The organism is Paracholeplasma manati (assembly GCF_025742995.1).
In the GTDB taxonomy this organism is placed as follows: Bacteria; Bacillota_I; Bacilli_A; order Acholeplasmatales; family UBA5453; genus Paracholeplasma; species Paracholeplasma manati.
Genome location: NZ_JAOVQM010000006.1, coordinates 1 through 15,837, shown reverse-complemented (window position 1 = coordinate 15,837; position 15,837 = coordinate 1). Strand labels below are relative to the sequence as shown.

Genomic DNA, 15,837 nt, shown 5'->3' with positions numbered 1-15,837 from the left:
AAAAAAGGGACGCTCAGTTAAAATGGGCGTCCTTTATTATTAAAGTAAGGCTGCAAGTGCGATAGAGTTAAATTTGGTTTCATCGCTATCGGCACGAGAGGTTAATACAATGGGGTGTGTAGCACCACAAACGACACTCGCGCTTTTCGCATCCGATAAAAACATCAATGCTTTATATAAGATATTGCCAGCTTCAATGGCAGGCATCAATAAGAAATCGACTTCACCTGCCATAGGGTCATTAACCCCTTTGTGTAACGCTGCCTCTTTATTGATGGCGTTATCAAGACCAAATGGACCACCAATTTGATAAGAAACATCGGTGTGAGATTCGATTAATGCTTGTGCATCGGTGGTTGCAACCATCTTCGGATTGACTTTTTCGACCGCTGCAATCACACCCACATTCGGCTTTTCAATGCCGATTTTGTGGAGGACTTCCACGCCATTTAGGATGATTTCTTTTTTAAGTTCAACATCTGGAGCGATATTCATCGCAGCGTCTGATAAAAGGAGTAGTTTGTGATAATGTTTGAGTTCCAATAAAGTGATGTGTGATAGACGTCTCGGACCACGGATACCGAATTCTTTATCCAGTACTGCTTTAAGCAAAATCGACGTATCAATCAAACCTTTCATCAAGATATCACCTTCGCCTTGACGAATCATGTAAGCGGCTTGTTTACAAGCCAAAACGCCATTGGGTTCATCGACGATTTGATAGGCTTTTATATCATAATGGAGGGCTTGTAGTTCATGCGTAATGGCAATCTCATCGCCAACCAAAATGGGTTTAATATTCAATACTTGTCTGGCATGTTCAACGGCTTTTAATACATAAGGGTCATTCGCAACCGCCACGACCAATCGCTTTTGTGGTTTATTTTTGGCTAATTCAATCAAGTCTTGGATGGTTTTAGGCATAGACTTTAACCTCCTCTTGTTGGTTGAGTACACGTAAAGCCCCTTCAGCTAACGCCAGCATTTCATCTTCACCAGGATATATATGAACTGGTGCGATAAAGGATACACGTGACGTAATCAAATCAGTAGTGAGTTTATTATAAGCAAATCCACCGGTTAAAATGATGGCGTCTACCTGTCCTTTAAGCACTGTCGAAGCCGCACCAATTTCTTTCGATATTTGATAGCACATGACTTCGTGAATCTTGGTTGCGAGTGGGTCACCAGATTGGATGCGTTTCATGATTTCCATCCCATCATTGGTGCCTAAATAAGCTACCATCCCACCTTCGCCATAGTTTTTACGTTTAATATCTTCTAAGGTATATTGACCAGAAAAACACATTTTATAAAGTGGACCCAATGGTACCGAACCACTGCGTTCAGGCGACATTGGTCCATCGCCATCTAATGCATTGTTGACGTCGATGACTTTACCCTGCTCATGACTACCGACGGAAATACCCCCACCTAAATGGGCAATGATGAGGTTTAATGATTCATAAGGTTTACCCAAATCTTTCGCTGCTCTTTTCGCAACCGCTTTTTGATTTAAAGCGTGGAATGTCGACACACGTTCGATTTCTTTCATGCCGGTATAACGAGCTAAATCATGCATTTCATCGACAACCACGGGGTCAACGATGAAAGCTGGAATCGATAGTGGTTTCGCAATCGCGTCCGCGATTAAGGCACCCAAATTCGATGCGTGTTCACCGCGAATCGCGTTTCTTAAATCGGATATCATCGCTTCGTTGACTCGGTATGTACCGGATGCTAGAGGTTTGAGTAGACCACCTCGACCAACTACAGCGGTCATTTGGTTGACATCATAGCCCGCTTCACTGATAAAGTCAAGAATGGCTTGTTTTCTAAAACCATACTGGTCAATCATCCGTTTAAATTGTTTTAAAGTCGTTGGGTCATGAGCAATGGATTTTTTAATCACTTGGGTTTGATTTTCAAATAAGGCTACTTTGGTTGAAGTAGAACCTGGGTTGATGATCAATAATTTATGTGTCATATGGGCTCCTTGAAATCGAATTATCTACTTGTATTATACCAATAAATAGCCATTTTTCTAAGAAAAAAAGCCCAATCGGGCTTCATCTTATAAGGATTCGATTTTCTTTAAGAATTCTTCAACAGGTTGGTTACCAAGCAGTTCAATCTTGTCATTGATGACAATTTTTGGTACACCAGAGACATTATACTTCGTAGACAAATCATAGAAGGTTTGGGCTTCAATCATTTCACCTTTAACGTTACTGTTGAGCATCGCTAAGCGGTGAGCGGTTTGAACTGCACCTGGGCAGTGTGGGCAGCTTAGGGTAACGAATACTTTGATGTCTACAGGTTTGTTGATTTTCGCGATTCTTTCTAAAACTTTATCAGAGAATTTGAATTCAACACCAGACATTTCCATGATGGCTGAAATGAAGGAATTGATTTCATGACCCGCAGGAATCCCGTTGAACTTCACGCCACGATACGCACCTTTGTCATCTAAGAAAATGAATGCTGGGGTTCTTTCAATCCCATAAGTCACTAAGTCATCACCGGCATCGGCAAGTTCAATGACGTCTAAATTGATTTTGTCAGAAAGTTCAGCAGTTTCTGTCAATAATTGTGTGGTTTCTTGGCATGTATCACAGTTGCCATCGACGTATAATTTGATGGTGATTGGGTTGACCATCCCTTTAAAAATGTCTTTAATTTGATTCGCTACATCTTGTGAAAATAGTTTTTCCATCTTATTTATCTCCTTTTTGATTGATGAATGAGGTTGCACTTAAGGCAGCAACAGCGCCTTCTGAAGTGGCGATGATGATTTGCTTGTTGGGATTATCCGTCACATCGCCTGCTGCATATAAACCAGGTACCGAGGTTTGTTGGAAACGATCAACCTTGATTTCTTTGGCATCGTTTAAGTCAACCAAACCTTCGAGTAAGGATGAGTTTGGGATATGGCCGATTTCGATGAATATGCCATCAGCTTCAATGAAGGACTCGGTCTGTGTCTTTTTATCTAAAACACGAACACCAGTCATTGTGATATCCCCTTGAACTTCAAGAATTTGTGTTTCTAAGTGGATGTCCACATTGGGCAATGCTTTGATTTGATCAATGGTGGTTTGGTCACCCTTGAATTGACTGCGATGAACGATTGTAACTTTGGATGCGATTCTGGATAAATCAATCACTGCGTCTAAAGCACTGTTACCGCCACCTGCTACGATGACATGTTTCTTCTTAAAGAATGGGGCGTCACAGGTCACGCAGTAGGAGACCCCTTTAGAAGCATATGCTTGTTCACCAGGGATACCGAGTTTACGAGGGTTACCACCAAATGCATATAATAGTGTCTTTGTTTTAAGAATTTCTCCATTATCGAGTGAGATTTCGAATACATCGTTTTTTTGAATCGATGTGACTTTCACTTCGGTAAGCATCGGTACTTCAAGTGCGGTGATGTGTTCTTTGAATTTTTGAATCATGACACTCGCATCGACATTGCCTAACCCAAGATAGTTATCGACGTCCGAAGTATTATTGAGTTGTCCGCCTAAATCATACCCAACCAACAATGTTTTCAACCCTTTTCGTTTCGCGTAAAGAGCGCCATTCATGCCAGCGGGTCCTAACCCTAATGCAATGAAATCGTATGTGGTTTGATAATCGATTAAAGCGGTTTTTGGTTTTTCAATTTGGAAATTAAACATCATAAAACCACCTTTCACTCCTATTATAAGGGGACGAATGTTGAATTACAACTGGTTTGCTTCTGATTTGATGATTTTGGAGACCATAGAAGGGCTAATTTCAAATAAGACAGCTAAATCTTTTAAACTGCAGCCCGTTTCACGATATATTTCGAGAATACATTGGTTTCTCAATTCTTTATTATTTTGGATGTCTTCACGAGTACAGTGGTGATCATCACACAATAGTTTGATTTTTTCTGGAATTTCTAATTTTTGAATGGGTTTGATATCGAATGGTTGATTGGTGTAATAATCAATCAACTGCATCGAGTCCTCACGTGCGCCTTTATAATAACAAAGAGAGGCATATGGGGAATCTTTTTTATGTAATTGATCAAAAGCTTTGTCCATATCGGCTTTATTTTTAATTGGATAACTCTTGTATCGTTCTTTGTAGAGTTTTTCTTCACTGGCGTAATATTTCGCATAGGCAATCATCAAGGATTGCATGATTTTAGAAATCGTTTGATGCTTGACATGAATGATTAAACCGAATTGGTCATCGTCGCATAAAGAGAAGCCGTAACAGGCAAATTGATACTTGGATTTGGTTTCTTTAAGCAAGGCTAAAAACTGTTTCCGATCTTGATCGTCACGAAACAGTTTGAGTTCGCTTTTTTGAATGACCAAAAAAACGGTCGATGAGATTTTGTTTCGAGCCATTCTTGGCATACAAACACCTCTATATTAGTTATATCACTTATTCATCCATAAAGGCAAAAAAACGCTAAATTTTTATCTGTTTATGGCGTATTATCGGCCTAAATGGATTAAAACATAAAAAAACCCATAACCGCTTAAGGTTGCAGTTATGAGAGATAAAGAATGTAAATTTATAGTTTTTTTTAAAACATATTGCATATACCCGTATTTTATTATAAAATGAATACGTTGAAAGGAAGATGAACACATGCCACAAGTTTTAACTGCTCTAGGAATTATTATTGCATTACTCGTTGTTTTATTTGTCATGTCCTATGTCAAGGTTCGTCCTGACAAGGCCGTCATCATCACCGGACCAAGAGGGTCCCGTATCGTTACTGGGAAAGCGACCATTCGTATCCCATTTATTCAAAGAATCGACTATTTACCACTTGACCTTATTCAGGTAGATATTCGTACCTCTTCAGCTGTACCAACCAATGAATTTATCAATATCTTCGTCGATGGTGTAGCAAACATCAAGATTCAATCCGATGAAGCATCCATCCGTCTCGCTGGGGAAATTTTCTTAACCAGATCATTAGAAGATGTTAAACAAATCGCTAAAGAAGTATTAGAAGGTAACATGCGTGAAATCATTGGTCAAATGAAATTACGTGAACTCGTTCAAAACCGTGATAAGTTTGCTGAACAAGTGAAGCTATCTGCATTAGCAGACATGAAGAAGATGGGGCTAGACATCGTCAACATCACCATCCAAAACTTCGCAGATAAGAATGGCGTTATTGATGACCTTGGGGTCGACAACATTGCACAAATCCGTAAGGATGCTTCGATCGCAAGAGCCAACTCCGAAAAAGAAGTTGAAATCGCTGTTTCAAAAGCCAAAGAACTTGCAAACGACGCGAGAATTAAAGCTGAACTTGAAATCGAACAACAAAACAACTCACTTGCATTAAGACAAGCTGAATTGAAACAAAAGGCAGATATCGCGAAAGCGACTGCTGATGCTTCTTATGAAATCCAATTTGCGAACGAAGCGAAAACCATCAACATTTCAAAACAAAATGCGGAAATTGCGCGTCGTGATAAAGAAATTGAACTTCGTGGTAAAGAAGTTGAAGTTGAAGAAAAGACCCTTGAAGCACGCATTAAGAAATCTGCTGAAGCAGAACGTTATGCTAGAGAACAAAAAGCAGAAGCCGAATTATTCGTCAGAACCAAAGAAGCTGAAGCGTTACTGGCTGAACAAGAAAGAGCTGCGCGCGGTCTTAAACTACAAGCCGAAGCTGAAAAGTATGCTCAAGAACAAAAAGCGATCGGTATACAAGCTGTCGGTCTAGCTGAAGCTGAAGCGATTGAAAAGAAAGCCGAAGCGATGAAGAAGATGGAATCTGCCGCTGTCCTTGATTTAGTCCTTAAGTCTGATGTATTACCAAACATCGTCAGAGCAGCTGCTGAACCGTTAACTAAAGTAGATAAGATTGTTATGTACGGGGATGGTAACAACACCAAACTCATGGGCGACATCGTCAATTCAAGTACCAAAGTGTTGGAATCCGTGAAAGAAGCGACTGGTTTAGACCTTGCAAGCTTACTAGCTGGATTCGCGACTGGCAAATTGACTCAAAAAGACGAACCAAAAGAATAACAAAATGAATTGGAGAAGCGCGAAAAATCGCGCTTTCTTTTTTATGAAAATGAATAGAATATTTATAAAATATGTGTTATCATAATTTCGGATGTTGAATAATAAAATATTATTTTTGGGAGGAAATTATGGCAACTCTACGTAAAATGACCGAGTTTGGTGCAACCATCAAAGGCAACATTGCTTATAAAGAAATTGAGGGTTATCAATTCAACTTTGTCGAAAATCAAATTGCGAATCAGCACATTTTTATGATTCCACTGGTTGCAACACAACAAAATATCACAGTTTTAAAGAATGAATTGAAGGGACCATCAAAATCATTAAAGTTGAGTGTGACTCAGTCCAATGCTTCGATGGTGACTTTCTTATGGCAAGGCAGTCTCAAAGGATTAAATCTTCAAAGTCTTAAAGAATACACAGACGGTTTGGTTGCTGTTCTCCAAAAATTATCGATTCAACCACACACCCTTTGTCCATTTTGTGAACAAGGTGAACCTGATACCACGGTTTCCATCAATGGTATAACGGTCAAAGGTCATGAAGCCTGTAAACAAAATGCCATTCAAGAACTGGCGAATGCACCCGTTGAAGTGAAGAAAAATCCTTTTGCAAAATCGCTTTTCGGTGCACTATTGGGGGCAGCGATTGGCGCGATTCCATGGATTTTAGTGGATCTATTTGTAGGATTCTTTGCAGCCATTTTGGGTGTATTGATTGGCTATAGTGCTTTCTACTTTTATAAAAAACTGGGTGGTGTCGTTGTAAACTACACCAAATATATCATCATTGGATCCACGATATTTGGGGTGATTTTCGCCAATATTGTCATCGCTACTTATGTGATTGTGAATAGTGGTGGTGCAATCGTATTTGGTAATTATGTGGTTGTGTATTCTGATCCTGAAATTGGACCGATCCTTTTACAAAGCCTCGGTATCGGTTTACTCATCAGTTTGTTCAGCTTACCTACCATATTTAAGAAGGTTCAATCTGAAGAAGATACCAGAACTGTCATCGAGTAAAAACGTTTTCAACACAAAATCGCTTGCACATCTAAAAAAAAGTTCTATAATATGAATCAAGCGATGAACAAGAGTAGTAATTGGCGATTAACAGCTGAAGAGAACCAGTGGTTGGTGTGAACTGGTGCGTTAACCAATGAACGTGCTTGGGAGCTTTTAAATCGAAGTCTTGAGGTTTAAACGTACGTCGGCGTTAACGATATGAGGGCTAGGATTTTTTTAATTCTAGAACTAAGGTGGTACCGCGATATTTCGTCCTTAGCATATAATGCTAGGGACTTTTTATTTTTAGTACCCAAAAACCCAAGAAAGATTTAAACGTATACCGGCGTTAACGGTTCGAGTGTTGGAGTTTTCCAGAATCAAGGTGGCACCGCGGTTTATCCGTCCTTGGCAAATAAAAAATCTTTTTCACAGGAGGAAAAATATGAAAAAGGGATTATTCATCACAGCTTTACTATTATTTGTAGGGATTTTAAGCGGATGCAGCACATCATCCAATATTTACACCTACATCTTAGATGACTCTTATGAAGGGTTCATCACACTCGGAACATCGGCAGACTACCCACCTTATGAGTGGCCAAAACAAGTCGATGGTAAAAACACATTGGTCGGTATCGACATCGAAATCGCTAAAGAAATTGCAAAAGCATTAGGCAAAAACTTAAAAGTCGTCAATAAAGGGTTTGACTTTTTATTGGATGACTTAGAAAACGGGAAAGTAGATTTTGTTTTAGCAGGGATGACACCTACCGAAGAACGCGCACAACAAGTCGACTTCTCAATGGTATATTATGAAGCAACCCAAGTGATTCTCATTCAAAAATCCATGGTAAACACCTATACATCGATTGAATCCTTAGATCAAGCAAGCGTACGTATCGGCGCACAAATGGGTTCGATTCAACAAGATTTAGCAACAGATACATTCAGTGTTGCTCAAACATCGTTCATTCAATCCATTCCAGATTTGGTCATGAGACTGATGGATGGTCAAGTGAATGCGGTAATTATGGAAAAACCTGTCGCGGATGGCTATGTATTCAACCAAACGTCTTTAGCCATCGCGAATATTCAGATTGGTGACCCAGATGGGGGCTCTGCAGTTGCAGTTCAAAAAGGCAATTCAGAATTACTCAAAGTCATCAATACAGTATTAACTTCTTTAATCGAATCCGGTAAAATGGATCAAATCGTCGCAGATGCGATCATTCTCAATAGTTAATCATGGATTTTAGTTTTATTTTAGATCCATATTATATAGGTTTACTGTTTAGTGGGTTATTGATGACCTTATTATTGGCCATCATTTCCGTTGTATTGGGATCGATGTTGGGATTGATCCCTGCATTGATGCGACTATCTAGTCAAAAAATATTCAATTTAATGGGCACCACCTATGTCGAAATCATTCGTGGTACCCCATTATTGGTTCAAGTTTTATTAATCTATTCATTTATAAAATTACCAGTAACGTTGTTTTTAGGGATTGACTTATCCTCATTCATTCCAGGGATGTTGGCGTTACTCATCAATTCATCAGCCTATGTTTCTGAAATCATTCGTGGGGGGATTCTATCGGTAGACCGTGGTCAAACCGAGGCAGCCCTCAGTTTAGGTTTCTCAAAATCAAAAACCATGCGTGTGGTTATCCTACCTCAAGCCATCAAGCACATCATTCCAGCCCTCGGCAATGAGTTTGTCACCATGATCAAGGAAACATCCATCTTCATGTATTTAGGGATTGCAGAACTTATGTACATGGCATCGATGGTCAAGGCCGGTACGTATGCGGTCAAAGAAACTTATATAGTGGTAGCTGTACTCTATTTTGTGCTCACCTTCCCAACCGCGAAGTTGATGGGTGCTCTTGAAAGGAGACTCAAGAAATCCGATGCAAAATAATCTATTTTCAATCGAACATATATCGAAAGTGTTCTCAGATGGTACCGTCGCGATCAATGATGTGTCCTTAGAACTCCAAAAGAATCAAGTCTATGTGATTATTGGACCATCAGGTTCAGGTAAATCCACTTTATTAAGAACCCTCAATCTCATGGAAAAACCAACCAGTGGCCATATCTATAAAGATGGTCAAGACATCACAGCGAAGTCTTACCCCATAGAAAAACACCGTGAACGTGTGGGTATGGTTTTTCAAAACTTCAACCTATTTCCACACATGACGGTGTTAGAGAATATCAACAGTGCTCAAATGCACGTATTAAATCGTGATTACAAAAACGCGACTGAAGTGTCATTGGGGCTCCTGGAACAAGTAGGTTTACTTGAAAAGAAGAACCATTATCCCAATCAATTGTCTGGGGGTCAAAAACAACGTATCGCGATTGCGAGAGCGTTGTCGATGCACCCAGAAGTGATGTTGTTTGATGAACCCACATCGGCTTTAGACCCTGAAATGATTGGAGAGGTTCTTTCAGTCATGAAGAACCTGGTTCATTCCGGGATGACGATGATAGTCGTGACCCATGAAATGGGGTTTGCGAAAGCATTCGCCGATGAAATCATTGTCATGGATCAAGGGAAAGTCATTGAACAAGGCACACCTGAAGTCATTTTCAATCAACCCAAAGAACAAAGAACAGCAGCATTTTTGAAAAGTGTATTAAATCCATTATAATGGTATGTAGGATTAGGAGGATTGGTTATGAAAATCCTGTTCGCACCTGCCAAAAGCTTTCGTGAGGCTAACCCTCATGAAGGTGTTATCATCAAGCATAAACAAACACTCAATTTGGTTAAAACAATTTCAAAATGGACCAAAGAAATGGTTTCTAAAAAATTCAAGATTAGCCCTGATTTGACCAATGAAGTACATGCCTATTACAAGCATTTCAACAAACACCCAGGGTATATCGCCATCGATTATTATTATGGTGAATCGTATAAGGCATTGTATGCCGATACGTTGGGTGAAGCAGAAAGAGCTTATTTGAATCAGCATGTATACATCATCGATGCCCTTTATGGCATCATTCGTCCGCTCGATTGGATAAAACCGTATCGTTTGGATTTTACGATATCCGGTTTGGATTTAAATCATTTATGGAAGCCTTTATTTGAGGATACGTTCAAAGGAGAGGTTGAACCCATCCTCAGTTTGGCTAGCGATGAATTTACATCCAAAATCAGTGCATTCACACCGGTTTATGAAGTGCATTTTATGGACTGTAAACAAGGTCAATGCAAAGCCATTTCAGTTTTCAATAAACAACAACGTGGGGCTTTGTTACGCCATGTTGTGAAGAATCGAATCGATACTATTTCTGACTTACCTCAAACGTTTAATGGGTATACACTTCAGGTTGACGGTTATCACTTAAACTATATCAAATTAATCGATTAATGTTTCACCTAAAAATCTCGCAATTTGTTTAACATCCTTGTCTCCTCGACCCGAAAGGTTGATGACGAGGATGTTTTCTTTTGGTAGCGTTGGGGCGAGTTTAATTGCGTATGCAACCGCGTGAGATGACTCAATTGCAGGGATGATGCCTTCGGTTTTGGTGAGTAACATGAACGCATCCACTGCCTCTTGATCGGTTGCGGCGACATATTGAACACGATGGATGGATTCCAAATAACTGTGTTCAGGACCTACCCCTGGGTAGTCTAAACCAGCTGAAATCGAATAGACTTCACTGATTGAACCATCGTCTTCTAACAAGACTTTGGTTTGCATCCCGTGGATGATACCTGTTTTACCCAAAGTCATGGTAGCGGCGTGGCGCTTGGTATCTACGCCATCACCTGCGGCTTCCACACCAATCAATTTCACCGATGGGTTTTGAATGAAATCATAAAATGCTCCGATGGCATTGGATCCACCACCCACACAAGCCAGTACATAATCAGGAAGACGTTGTTCAGTGGCTTGCAGTTGAGCTTTGATTTCTTCACCAATGACTTTTTGGAATTCTCTAACCATGATTGGGTATGGGTGTGGTCCGACAGCAGAACCAATCAAATAAAAGGTTGTGTCAAGTTCATTAGCCCATGTGATTAGAGCACTATCTACGGCTTCTTTAAGGGTTTTTAAGCCTTCTTCAACGACCACTACTTTAGCCCCTAACATCTTCATACGATACACATTTAAACTTTGTTTTTCAACATCGACAGCCCCCATGTGAATTTCACATGCCATGCCCATGAGTGCGGCAACTGTCGCGGTAGCAACCCCATGTTGACCCGCACCGGTTTCAGCGATGAGTTTCTTAATGCCCATGCGTTTAGCCAACAACGCTTGACCTAAAACGTTGTTAATTTTATGTGCACCGGTGTGGTTCAAATCTTCACGTTTTAAGAAAATACGTGCCCCACCCAAGTGTTCAGTTAAACGTTTTGCTTCATAAAGCAGTGAAGGTCTGCCGACATATTCTTTTAAGTACTGTCTGTACTCCTCTAAAAATGATGGGTCTTTCATGGCTTCTTCATAAGCCTGTTCAACTTTCTTGACCGCATCCAAAATCTTACCGGGGACGAATTGTCCACCAAAACTACCAAATTCCATCTTAGACCTTTCCTTAAAGCCTTGAGTATTTGTGATTTAGGTATAAAAAAAGAGCACTCGTTGTATTGGGACGAAAGTGCTCGTGGTACCACCCAAATTTGAGAATAAAAATTCTCCTTATTACAAAATACGCCATCATTGAAGACTTTAATATTTTTGCCTGATAACGTAGGCTACGGCATCGGATACTATCATTTCCCCTAGCTTCTCGTGAGTCCATTCATTCAGTTAGTCGGTATATGCATCTTTCACCCTCATGCACTCGCTTGGATACGTTTACCTGAATTACTCATCTCAGTCATCGAATTTAATCTCATTATACGGAAACCAAAAACGAAAATCAAGCGATTTTTACCAAAATTTTGAATGATATTTATATCATGTTTTGTATAATGAAGACATGAGGATGTGAAACTATGTCAAAAGCGTTTGATTATTTAAATCGATTAGGACAATTTGTCTCAACGAACCCTAACGTATTATGTTTATTAGGTCTTGGCAGTATGTCAGAAATCAGTCGAATGGATGCCTATTCGGATATGGATTTTTTCTTAATCGTTGAGACTGGACATAAACAAGCGTTTATCAGTGATTTGTCCTGGCTCGCTGTCGAACCCATCTTATTCCAATTTAGGAATACTAGAGATGGATATAAGGTGTTGTTTAAAGGCGATGTGTTCGCTGAATTTGCGGTATTTGAAGCAGAAGAATTACCTGAGATTGCGTTTACAGAAGGTAAAGTGATTTTTGCGAAATCATCCTTTGATTTGAATTGGATTGTCCCTAAAAAAGTACCCAATATTCAAAGACGTTCTTCTGAATTTTTAATGAATGAAGCGTTAACCAATTTATACATTGGACTCAAACGTGACCACCGTGGTGAAACCGCGAGTGCATTTACGTTTATTCAAGTTTACGCATCTGGTTTGATCAGTGAATTGTTTCAAGATATATACCCTACAAAACCGATTTTAATCGATCCATTTGTGAGTGAAAGAAGAATCGAAAATCGCTTTGTAGAAGCATTTGACACACTTTCCACTTTTAAACAAGGCTATACCAAAAATCGTGAGTCAGCGAAGGCGGCTGTTACCTTTTTGAAGACCCATTTTAACCCAAATGAAGCCATGGTTCAAACCATACTTGAATTGTGTGATTCATCCTTATAAATCCATAAATAAGCGTTAATTAGTGTTTCAAAATATATCTTTGATATAATAGACTTACATGTGAATAAAGGAGAATTACATTATGTTAAGCTTAGTGCTAAAAAAACAAACCTCAGTGAAGTATTTGGTCTCATTTGCGATTTACGCTATATTTTTTATGGTGATTTATTTTCTATTAGACAGTTTGAACGGTGGTTATTACGAGATGTCAGTGGAATATGGATCCTATTTAGTGTATCTAAATATTGGATTAAACATCGTCATGTCATTGGTATCGGCGTTTATGTTTAACTTATCGAGTGCATTGGTAGATTTAACCAAAAAAGAAGGCAAAGGTACATTTATGACCATGTTTTCCGTGTTATTTGGGGTATTGACCTATGGTTGTACGTCCTGTGTGATCGCATTTTTCGCGGTCATTGGGATTACATTTTCAGTCGCTGTGTTACCGTTAGCAGGTTTACCGTATAAGCTGATTTCTTTGGGATTATTGGTGATCGGTTTCTTTTGGTTACTTCGTGAAATAAAAAGAAGTCAATGTAAATTATAAGTAGTATAATAAATAGTATTAGGAGGCGATGCTATGCAACTGTATTATCAAACCGACGTCAGTTTCATGACCGCCTTTTTGCTTACCCTTGTCGCTGTAATCGCCTATTTTAGGTTAAACCGTAAAGATACGATCTCACAGGCGTATTTGATTACCTCAGGAATCATCGTATTCATATTATTGATAGAAGCATATACCATGATCATCGATGGGAAGAACGACGAACTCTCGGTGTTTCTAGCCATCGCCTTAAATACTGTATTGTTTTCTGTAGGACCGATATTAACCTTATCCTGGTTTTACCTCATTCGTTCGATGTTCGCGCCGAATATTAAGCGTAAAAGTTTAATCCACTGGTTGTTATTTTTCCCTCAAGTCGTTAATCTAATCATTGTTTTGACCAACCCTTGGACAAAAGTAGTGTTCGCTGTTGTGGATGGTCAATATGTCCGAAATGAATGGTACTGGCTGGTTACGATTGTTACTTATATGTATGTGTTGTTTTCACTCTTTATCGTCATCAAAAACCGAAAAATCATCACGAAACAAGATAAAATTTTATTGCATGTCATTACTACATTACCAATGGTTGGTGGTGCGATACAAGGCAATTTTTACGGCATCTTAACCATATGGCCAAGTGTAGCGTTCGCTTTGATATTGATGTATCTATTCTTACAACAAAGGGTCATTCACTTGGATTTTCTAACAGGTGCTTGGACACGTGAAACCTTCTTTTTACACATCAGCCGTCTTGCAAAACTCAAAGACAAACACCCAACAAATGCTCTTTATTTTGATTTAAATCATTTGAAAGAAATCAATGATACTTATGGCCACAGTGCTGGTGATTTCGCCTTGAAAACCATTGTACAGTTGGTCAAGATGGAGTTGGATTCCAAAGACATCATTGCACGGTTAGGTGGGGATGAGTTCATCGTTTTGATGGATGATCAACGTCGAATCAATATCGACGAATTGATGGCTAAGGTACATCGAAATATTCGGGCTTTTAATGAGCAAAAAACATTAGACTTCAAATTGGGTATTTCCATAGGATATGGCCGTTTTGAAGGCGATTATCAGCAATTTGATAAGTTTATGAATTTGATTGACCAAAGAATGTATCAACAAAAACCTAAAAAATGAAATAAGTCCGAAATTATGGACTTTTTTCATTTTATAATTATAAACTATTTTTTTTATTAAAAATGTGCTAAAATCCTTATGCGTACTTACAGTAGAGGGGAATAATATGAATAAATCCCTACAAGATGAAATCAAAGCGAGTTATTTGAAGAAAAATGCTTATAACTTGGCAAAGGACACCCTTGAAAACTTAAGAATGGCCGCAATCCTGTCATTGTTCATCAATGCTGTTTTTACCGTTGGTATTTTGAATTTCTTAATGAATGACACCATGATTATGTTGGGTTTCATCTATTTATATTTGTTGTTCATCATAACCGCACTTTATTCAAACCATGCATTAAAGTACAATAAAATCCATGTTAAGCATACCTATAGGTATGTATTAATATTTTTGAGTTTGATGTCGATAGGATTAATCTATATGACCGTCTATTTAGATAACAATATTATTCCGTTATTTTTGATACTATTTCTGGTCATGTATCCAACCTTATTTTTACTTAAAAATTTGGATTTGATTTTATTTATTACACTATCAGGGGTAATTTTCATTGTCATTCACGCGCTTTTCACGAAACAAGAACAGGATGTTTTTATTTTAAACACGTTCATTATTTTTGTGAGTCAATTGATTGGTATCCCCATTAATTTGATGGTTATCAAGCTTAGAAGAAAAGAGTTATACCTAAAAGAATTATTCATCGCCTACAGCCATTTAGATGAGTTGACAAAACTGCCGAACAGACGCGCTTTCAACTTGCACATTGAAGAAGTATTTAATGATAATAAAAATAACCATATTCCCCTGGGGGTAGCATTAATTGATATCGATGATTTTAAATTATACAACGATGCCTATGGACACCTAGAAGGAGACAATGTTCTAGAACAACTCGGTTATATCATACAAAATCATGTCAATCCTAATGCCTTCTTTGCCCGATTTGGTGGGGAAGAATTCATCGGTGTTTTTACCAATCAAACCAATGAGCAAATTCAAACATGTCTATCAAATATTTGTCAGGATATCTTAAACTCAAAAATAATCAATCAAAAAACCAAACATGAAGTTACCGTATCTATTGGATTTCACAATGAAGTAGACTTATCAAAAACGACTTACATGAAAGTCATTGACTACGCCGATATCGCGCTCTACAAAGCAAAAATATATGGTAAAAACAGAATCGAAATGTACACAGAAGAATAAAACACATCTTCCTTTGCGAGAAGATGTGTTTTCGTATACTAAGACTAGGAGACATCTCTTAGTCTTTTATATTTATATGAATGGTAGTAAAATGAAGGCGAAGGCGTAGTTAAAAAATTTGAACCTTGAGTTCGTAAAAACTAGTATACCTATGA

The 15,837-nt window shown here is 38.6% G+C and carries 16 protein-coding genes and 2 other annotated features; of the genes, 10 read left to right on the top strand and 6 right to left on the bottom strand.

Features of this window, described 5'->3' with window-relative positions:
* Positions 1–39: 39 nt before the first annotated feature.
* The 5 genes from N7548_RS06840 to N7548_RS06820 all read right to left on the bottom strand — a co-directional run bounded on the left by N7548_RS06840 (position 40) and on the right by N7548_RS06820 (position 4,400).
* Positions 40–924 (bottom strand): phosphate acyltransferase, encoded by an 885-nt coding sequence (locus N7548_RS06840; RefSeq protein ID WP_263608728.1) that lies wholly within the window; start codon positions 922–924, stop codon positions 40–42.
* Positions 917–1,987 (bottom strand): butyrate kinase, encoded by a 1,071-nt coding sequence (buk, locus tag N7548_RS06835; RefSeq protein ID WP_263608727.1) that lies wholly within the window; start codon positions 1,985–1,987, stop codon positions 917–919. The genes N7548_RS06840 and buk overlap by 8 nt, the downstream gene beginning before the upstream one ends.
* Positions 1,988–2,074: 87 nt before the next feature.
* Positions 2,075–2,716 carry a protein disulfide oxidoreductase gene (gene pdo / locus N7548_RS06830; RefSeq protein WP_263608726.1) on the bottom strand — a complete coding sequence of 214 codons (642 nt, stop codon included), beginning with the start codon at positions 2,714–2,716 and terminating at the stop codon, positions 2,075–2,077.
* 1 nt (position 2,717) lies between these two features.
* Positions 2,718–3,689, bottom strand: a complete 972-nt coding sequence (locus tag N7548_RS06825) for an NAD(P)/FAD-dependent oxidoreductase (protein WP_263608725.1) — start codon at positions 3,687–3,689, stop codon at positions 2,718–2,720.
* 42 nt (positions 3,690–3,731) lie between these two features.
* Positions 3,732–4,400 carry a transposase gene (locus tag N7548_RS06820; RefSeq protein ID WP_263608724.1) on the bottom strand — a complete coding sequence of 223 codons (669 nt, stop codon included), beginning with the start codon at positions 4,398–4,400 and terminating at the stop codon, positions 3,732–3,734.
* A gap of 238 nt (positions 4,401–4,638) precedes the next feature.
* Here N7548_RS06820 and N7548_RS06815 point away from each other — a divergent pair, with 238 nt between their 5' ends.
* The 6 genes from N7548_RS06815 (at position 4,639) to N7548_RS06790 (ending at position 10,437) form a co-directional block, all read left to right on the top strand.
* Positions 4,639–6,042, top strand: a complete 1,404-nt coding sequence (locus tag N7548_RS06815) for a flotillin family protein (protein WP_263608723.1) — start codon at positions 4,639–4,641, stop codon at positions 6,040–6,042.
* Between the two features lie 128 nt (positions 6,043–6,170).
* On the top strand, positions 6,171–7,067 hold the full coding sequence (locus N7548_RS06810) for a hypothetical protein (protein WP_263608722.1): 897 nt from the start codon (positions 6,171–6,173) through the stop codon (positions 7,065–7,067).
* Positions 7,068–7,121: 54 nt separating this feature from the next.
* Positions 7,122–7,330 (top strand) — a binding site (T-box leader).
* A gap of 164 nt (positions 7,331–7,494) precedes the next feature.
* Positions 7,495–8,295 carry a transporter substrate-binding domain-containing protein gene (locus N7548_RS06805; protein ID WP_263608721.1) on the top strand — a complete coding sequence of 267 codons (801 nt, stop codon included), beginning with the start codon at positions 7,495–7,497 and terminating at the stop codon, positions 8,293–8,295.
* 2 nt (positions 8,296–8,297) lie between these two features.
* Positions 8,298–8,975: an amino acid ABC transporter permease gene (locus tag N7548_RS06800; protein ID WP_263608720.1), complete on the top strand. Its 678-nt coding sequence runs from the start codon at positions 8,298–8,300 to the stop codon at positions 8,973–8,975.
* Entirely contained in the window at positions 8,965–9,711 is a 747-nt protein-coding gene (locus tag N7548_RS06795) for an amino acid ABC transporter ATP-binding protein (RefSeq protein WP_263608719.1), read from the top strand. Before N7548_RS06800 ends, N7548_RS06795 begins: the two co-directional genes overlap by 11 nt.
* Before the next feature lie 27 nt (positions 9,712–9,738).
* Entirely contained in the window at positions 9,739–10,437 is a 699-nt protein-coding gene (locus N7548_RS06790; RefSeq protein WP_263608718.1) for a YaaA family protein, read from the top strand.
* Here the strand turns inward: N7548_RS06790 and trpB are convergent.
* On the bottom strand, positions 10,426–11,601 hold the full coding sequence (gene trpB, locus N7548_RS06785; RefSeq protein WP_263608717.1) for a tryptophan synthase subunit beta: 1,176 nt from the start codon (positions 11,599–11,601) through the stop codon (positions 10,426–10,428). The two genes, N7548_RS06790 and trpB, sit on opposite strands and share 12 nt — an antisense overlap.
* A gap of 63 nt (positions 11,602–11,664) precedes the next feature.
* Positions 11,665–11,912: a binding site (T-box leader), on the bottom strand.
* Between the two features lie 105 nt (positions 11,913–12,017).
* On the opposite strand from trpB, the gene N7548_RS06780 reads away from it, so the two are divergent.
* The 4 genes from N7548_RS06780 (at position 12,018) to N7548_RS06765 (ending at position 15,682) form a co-directional block, all read left to right on the top strand.
* Complete coding sequence (locus N7548_RS06780) at positions 12,018–12,770, top strand: hypothetical protein (RefSeq protein WP_263608716.1); 753 nt, start codon at positions 12,018–12,020, stop codon at positions 12,768–12,770.
* An 82-nt stretch (positions 12,771–12,852) separates the two neighbouring features.
* On the top strand, positions 12,853–13,320 hold the full coding sequence (locus tag N7548_RS06775; RefSeq protein WP_263608715.1) for a hypothetical protein: 468 nt from the start codon (positions 12,853–12,855) through the stop codon (positions 13,318–13,320).
* Between the two features lie 33 nt (positions 13,321–13,353).
* Positions 13,354–14,469, top strand: a complete 1,116-nt coding sequence (locus N7548_RS06770; protein WP_263608714.1) for a GGDEF domain-containing protein — start codon at positions 13,354–13,356, stop codon at positions 14,467–14,469.
* A gap of 106 nt (positions 14,470–14,575) precedes the next feature.
* Positions 14,576–15,682: a GGDEF domain-containing protein gene (locus tag N7548_RS06765; protein ID WP_263608713.1), complete on the top strand. Its 1,107-nt coding sequence runs from the start codon at positions 14,576–14,578 to the stop codon at positions 15,680–15,682.
* Positions 15,683–15,837: the final 155 nt, after the last annotated feature.

Bases quoted from the DNA above. Each gene is read 5' to 3' on its own strand.
- N7548_RS06840 (WP_263608728.1), bottom strand. From the start codon at position 924: ATGCCTAAAACCATCCAAGACTTGATTGAATTAGCCAAAAATAAACCA.
- buk (WP_263608727.1), bottom strand. From the start codon at position 1,987: ATGACACATAAATTATTGATCATCAACCCAGGTTCTACTTCAACCAAA.
- pdo (WP_263608726.1), bottom strand. From the start codon at position 2,716: ATGGAAAAACTATTTTCACAAGATGTAGCGAATCAAATTAAAGACATT.
- N7548_RS06825 (WP_263608725.1), bottom strand. From the start codon at position 3,689: ATGATGTTTAATTTCCAAATTGAAAAACCAAAAACCGCTTTAATCGAT.
- N7548_RS06820 (WP_263608724.1), bottom strand. From the start codon at position 4,400: ATGCCAAGAATGGCTCGAAACAAAATCTCATCGACCGTTTTTTTGGTC.
- N7548_RS06815 (WP_263608723.1), top strand. From the start codon at position 4,639: ATGCCACAAGTTTTAACTGCTCTAGGAATTATTATTGCATTACTCGTT.
- N7548_RS06810 (WP_263608722.1), top strand. From the start codon at position 6,171: ATGGCAACTCTACGTAAAATGACCGAGTTTGGTGCAACCATCAAAGGC.
- N7548_RS06805 (WP_263608721.1), top strand. From the start codon at position 7,495: ATGAAAAAGGGATTATTCATCACAGCTTTACTATTATTTGTAGGGATT.
- N7548_RS06800 (WP_263608720.1), top strand. From the start codon at position 8,298: ATGGATTTTAGTTTTATTTTAGATCCATATTATATAGGTTTACTGTTT.
- N7548_RS06795 (WP_263608719.1), top strand. From the start codon at position 8,965: ATGCAAAATAATCTATTTTCAATCGAACATATATCGAAAGTGTTCTCA.
- N7548_RS06790 (WP_263608718.1), top strand. From the start codon at position 9,739: ATGAAAATCCTGTTCGCACCTGCCAAAAGCTTTCGTGAGGCTAACCCT.
- trpB (WP_263608717.1), bottom strand. From the start codon at position 11,601: ATGGAATTTGGTAGTTTTGGTGGACAATTCGTCCCCGGTAAGATTTTG.
- N7548_RS06780 (WP_263608716.1), top strand. From the start codon at position 12,018: ATGTCAAAAGCGTTTGATTATTTAAATCGATTAGGACAATTTGTCTCA.
- N7548_RS06775 (WP_263608715.1), top strand. From the start codon at position 12,853: ATGTTAAGCTTAGTGCTAAAAAAACAAACCTCAGTGAAGTATTTGGTC.
- N7548_RS06770 (WP_263608714.1), top strand. From the start codon at position 13,354: ATGCAACTGTATTATCAAACCGACGTCAGTTTCATGACCGCCTTTTTG.
- N7548_RS06765 (WP_263608713.1), top strand. From the start codon at position 14,576: ATGAATAAATCCCTACAAGATGAAATCAAAGCGAGTTATTTGAAGAAA.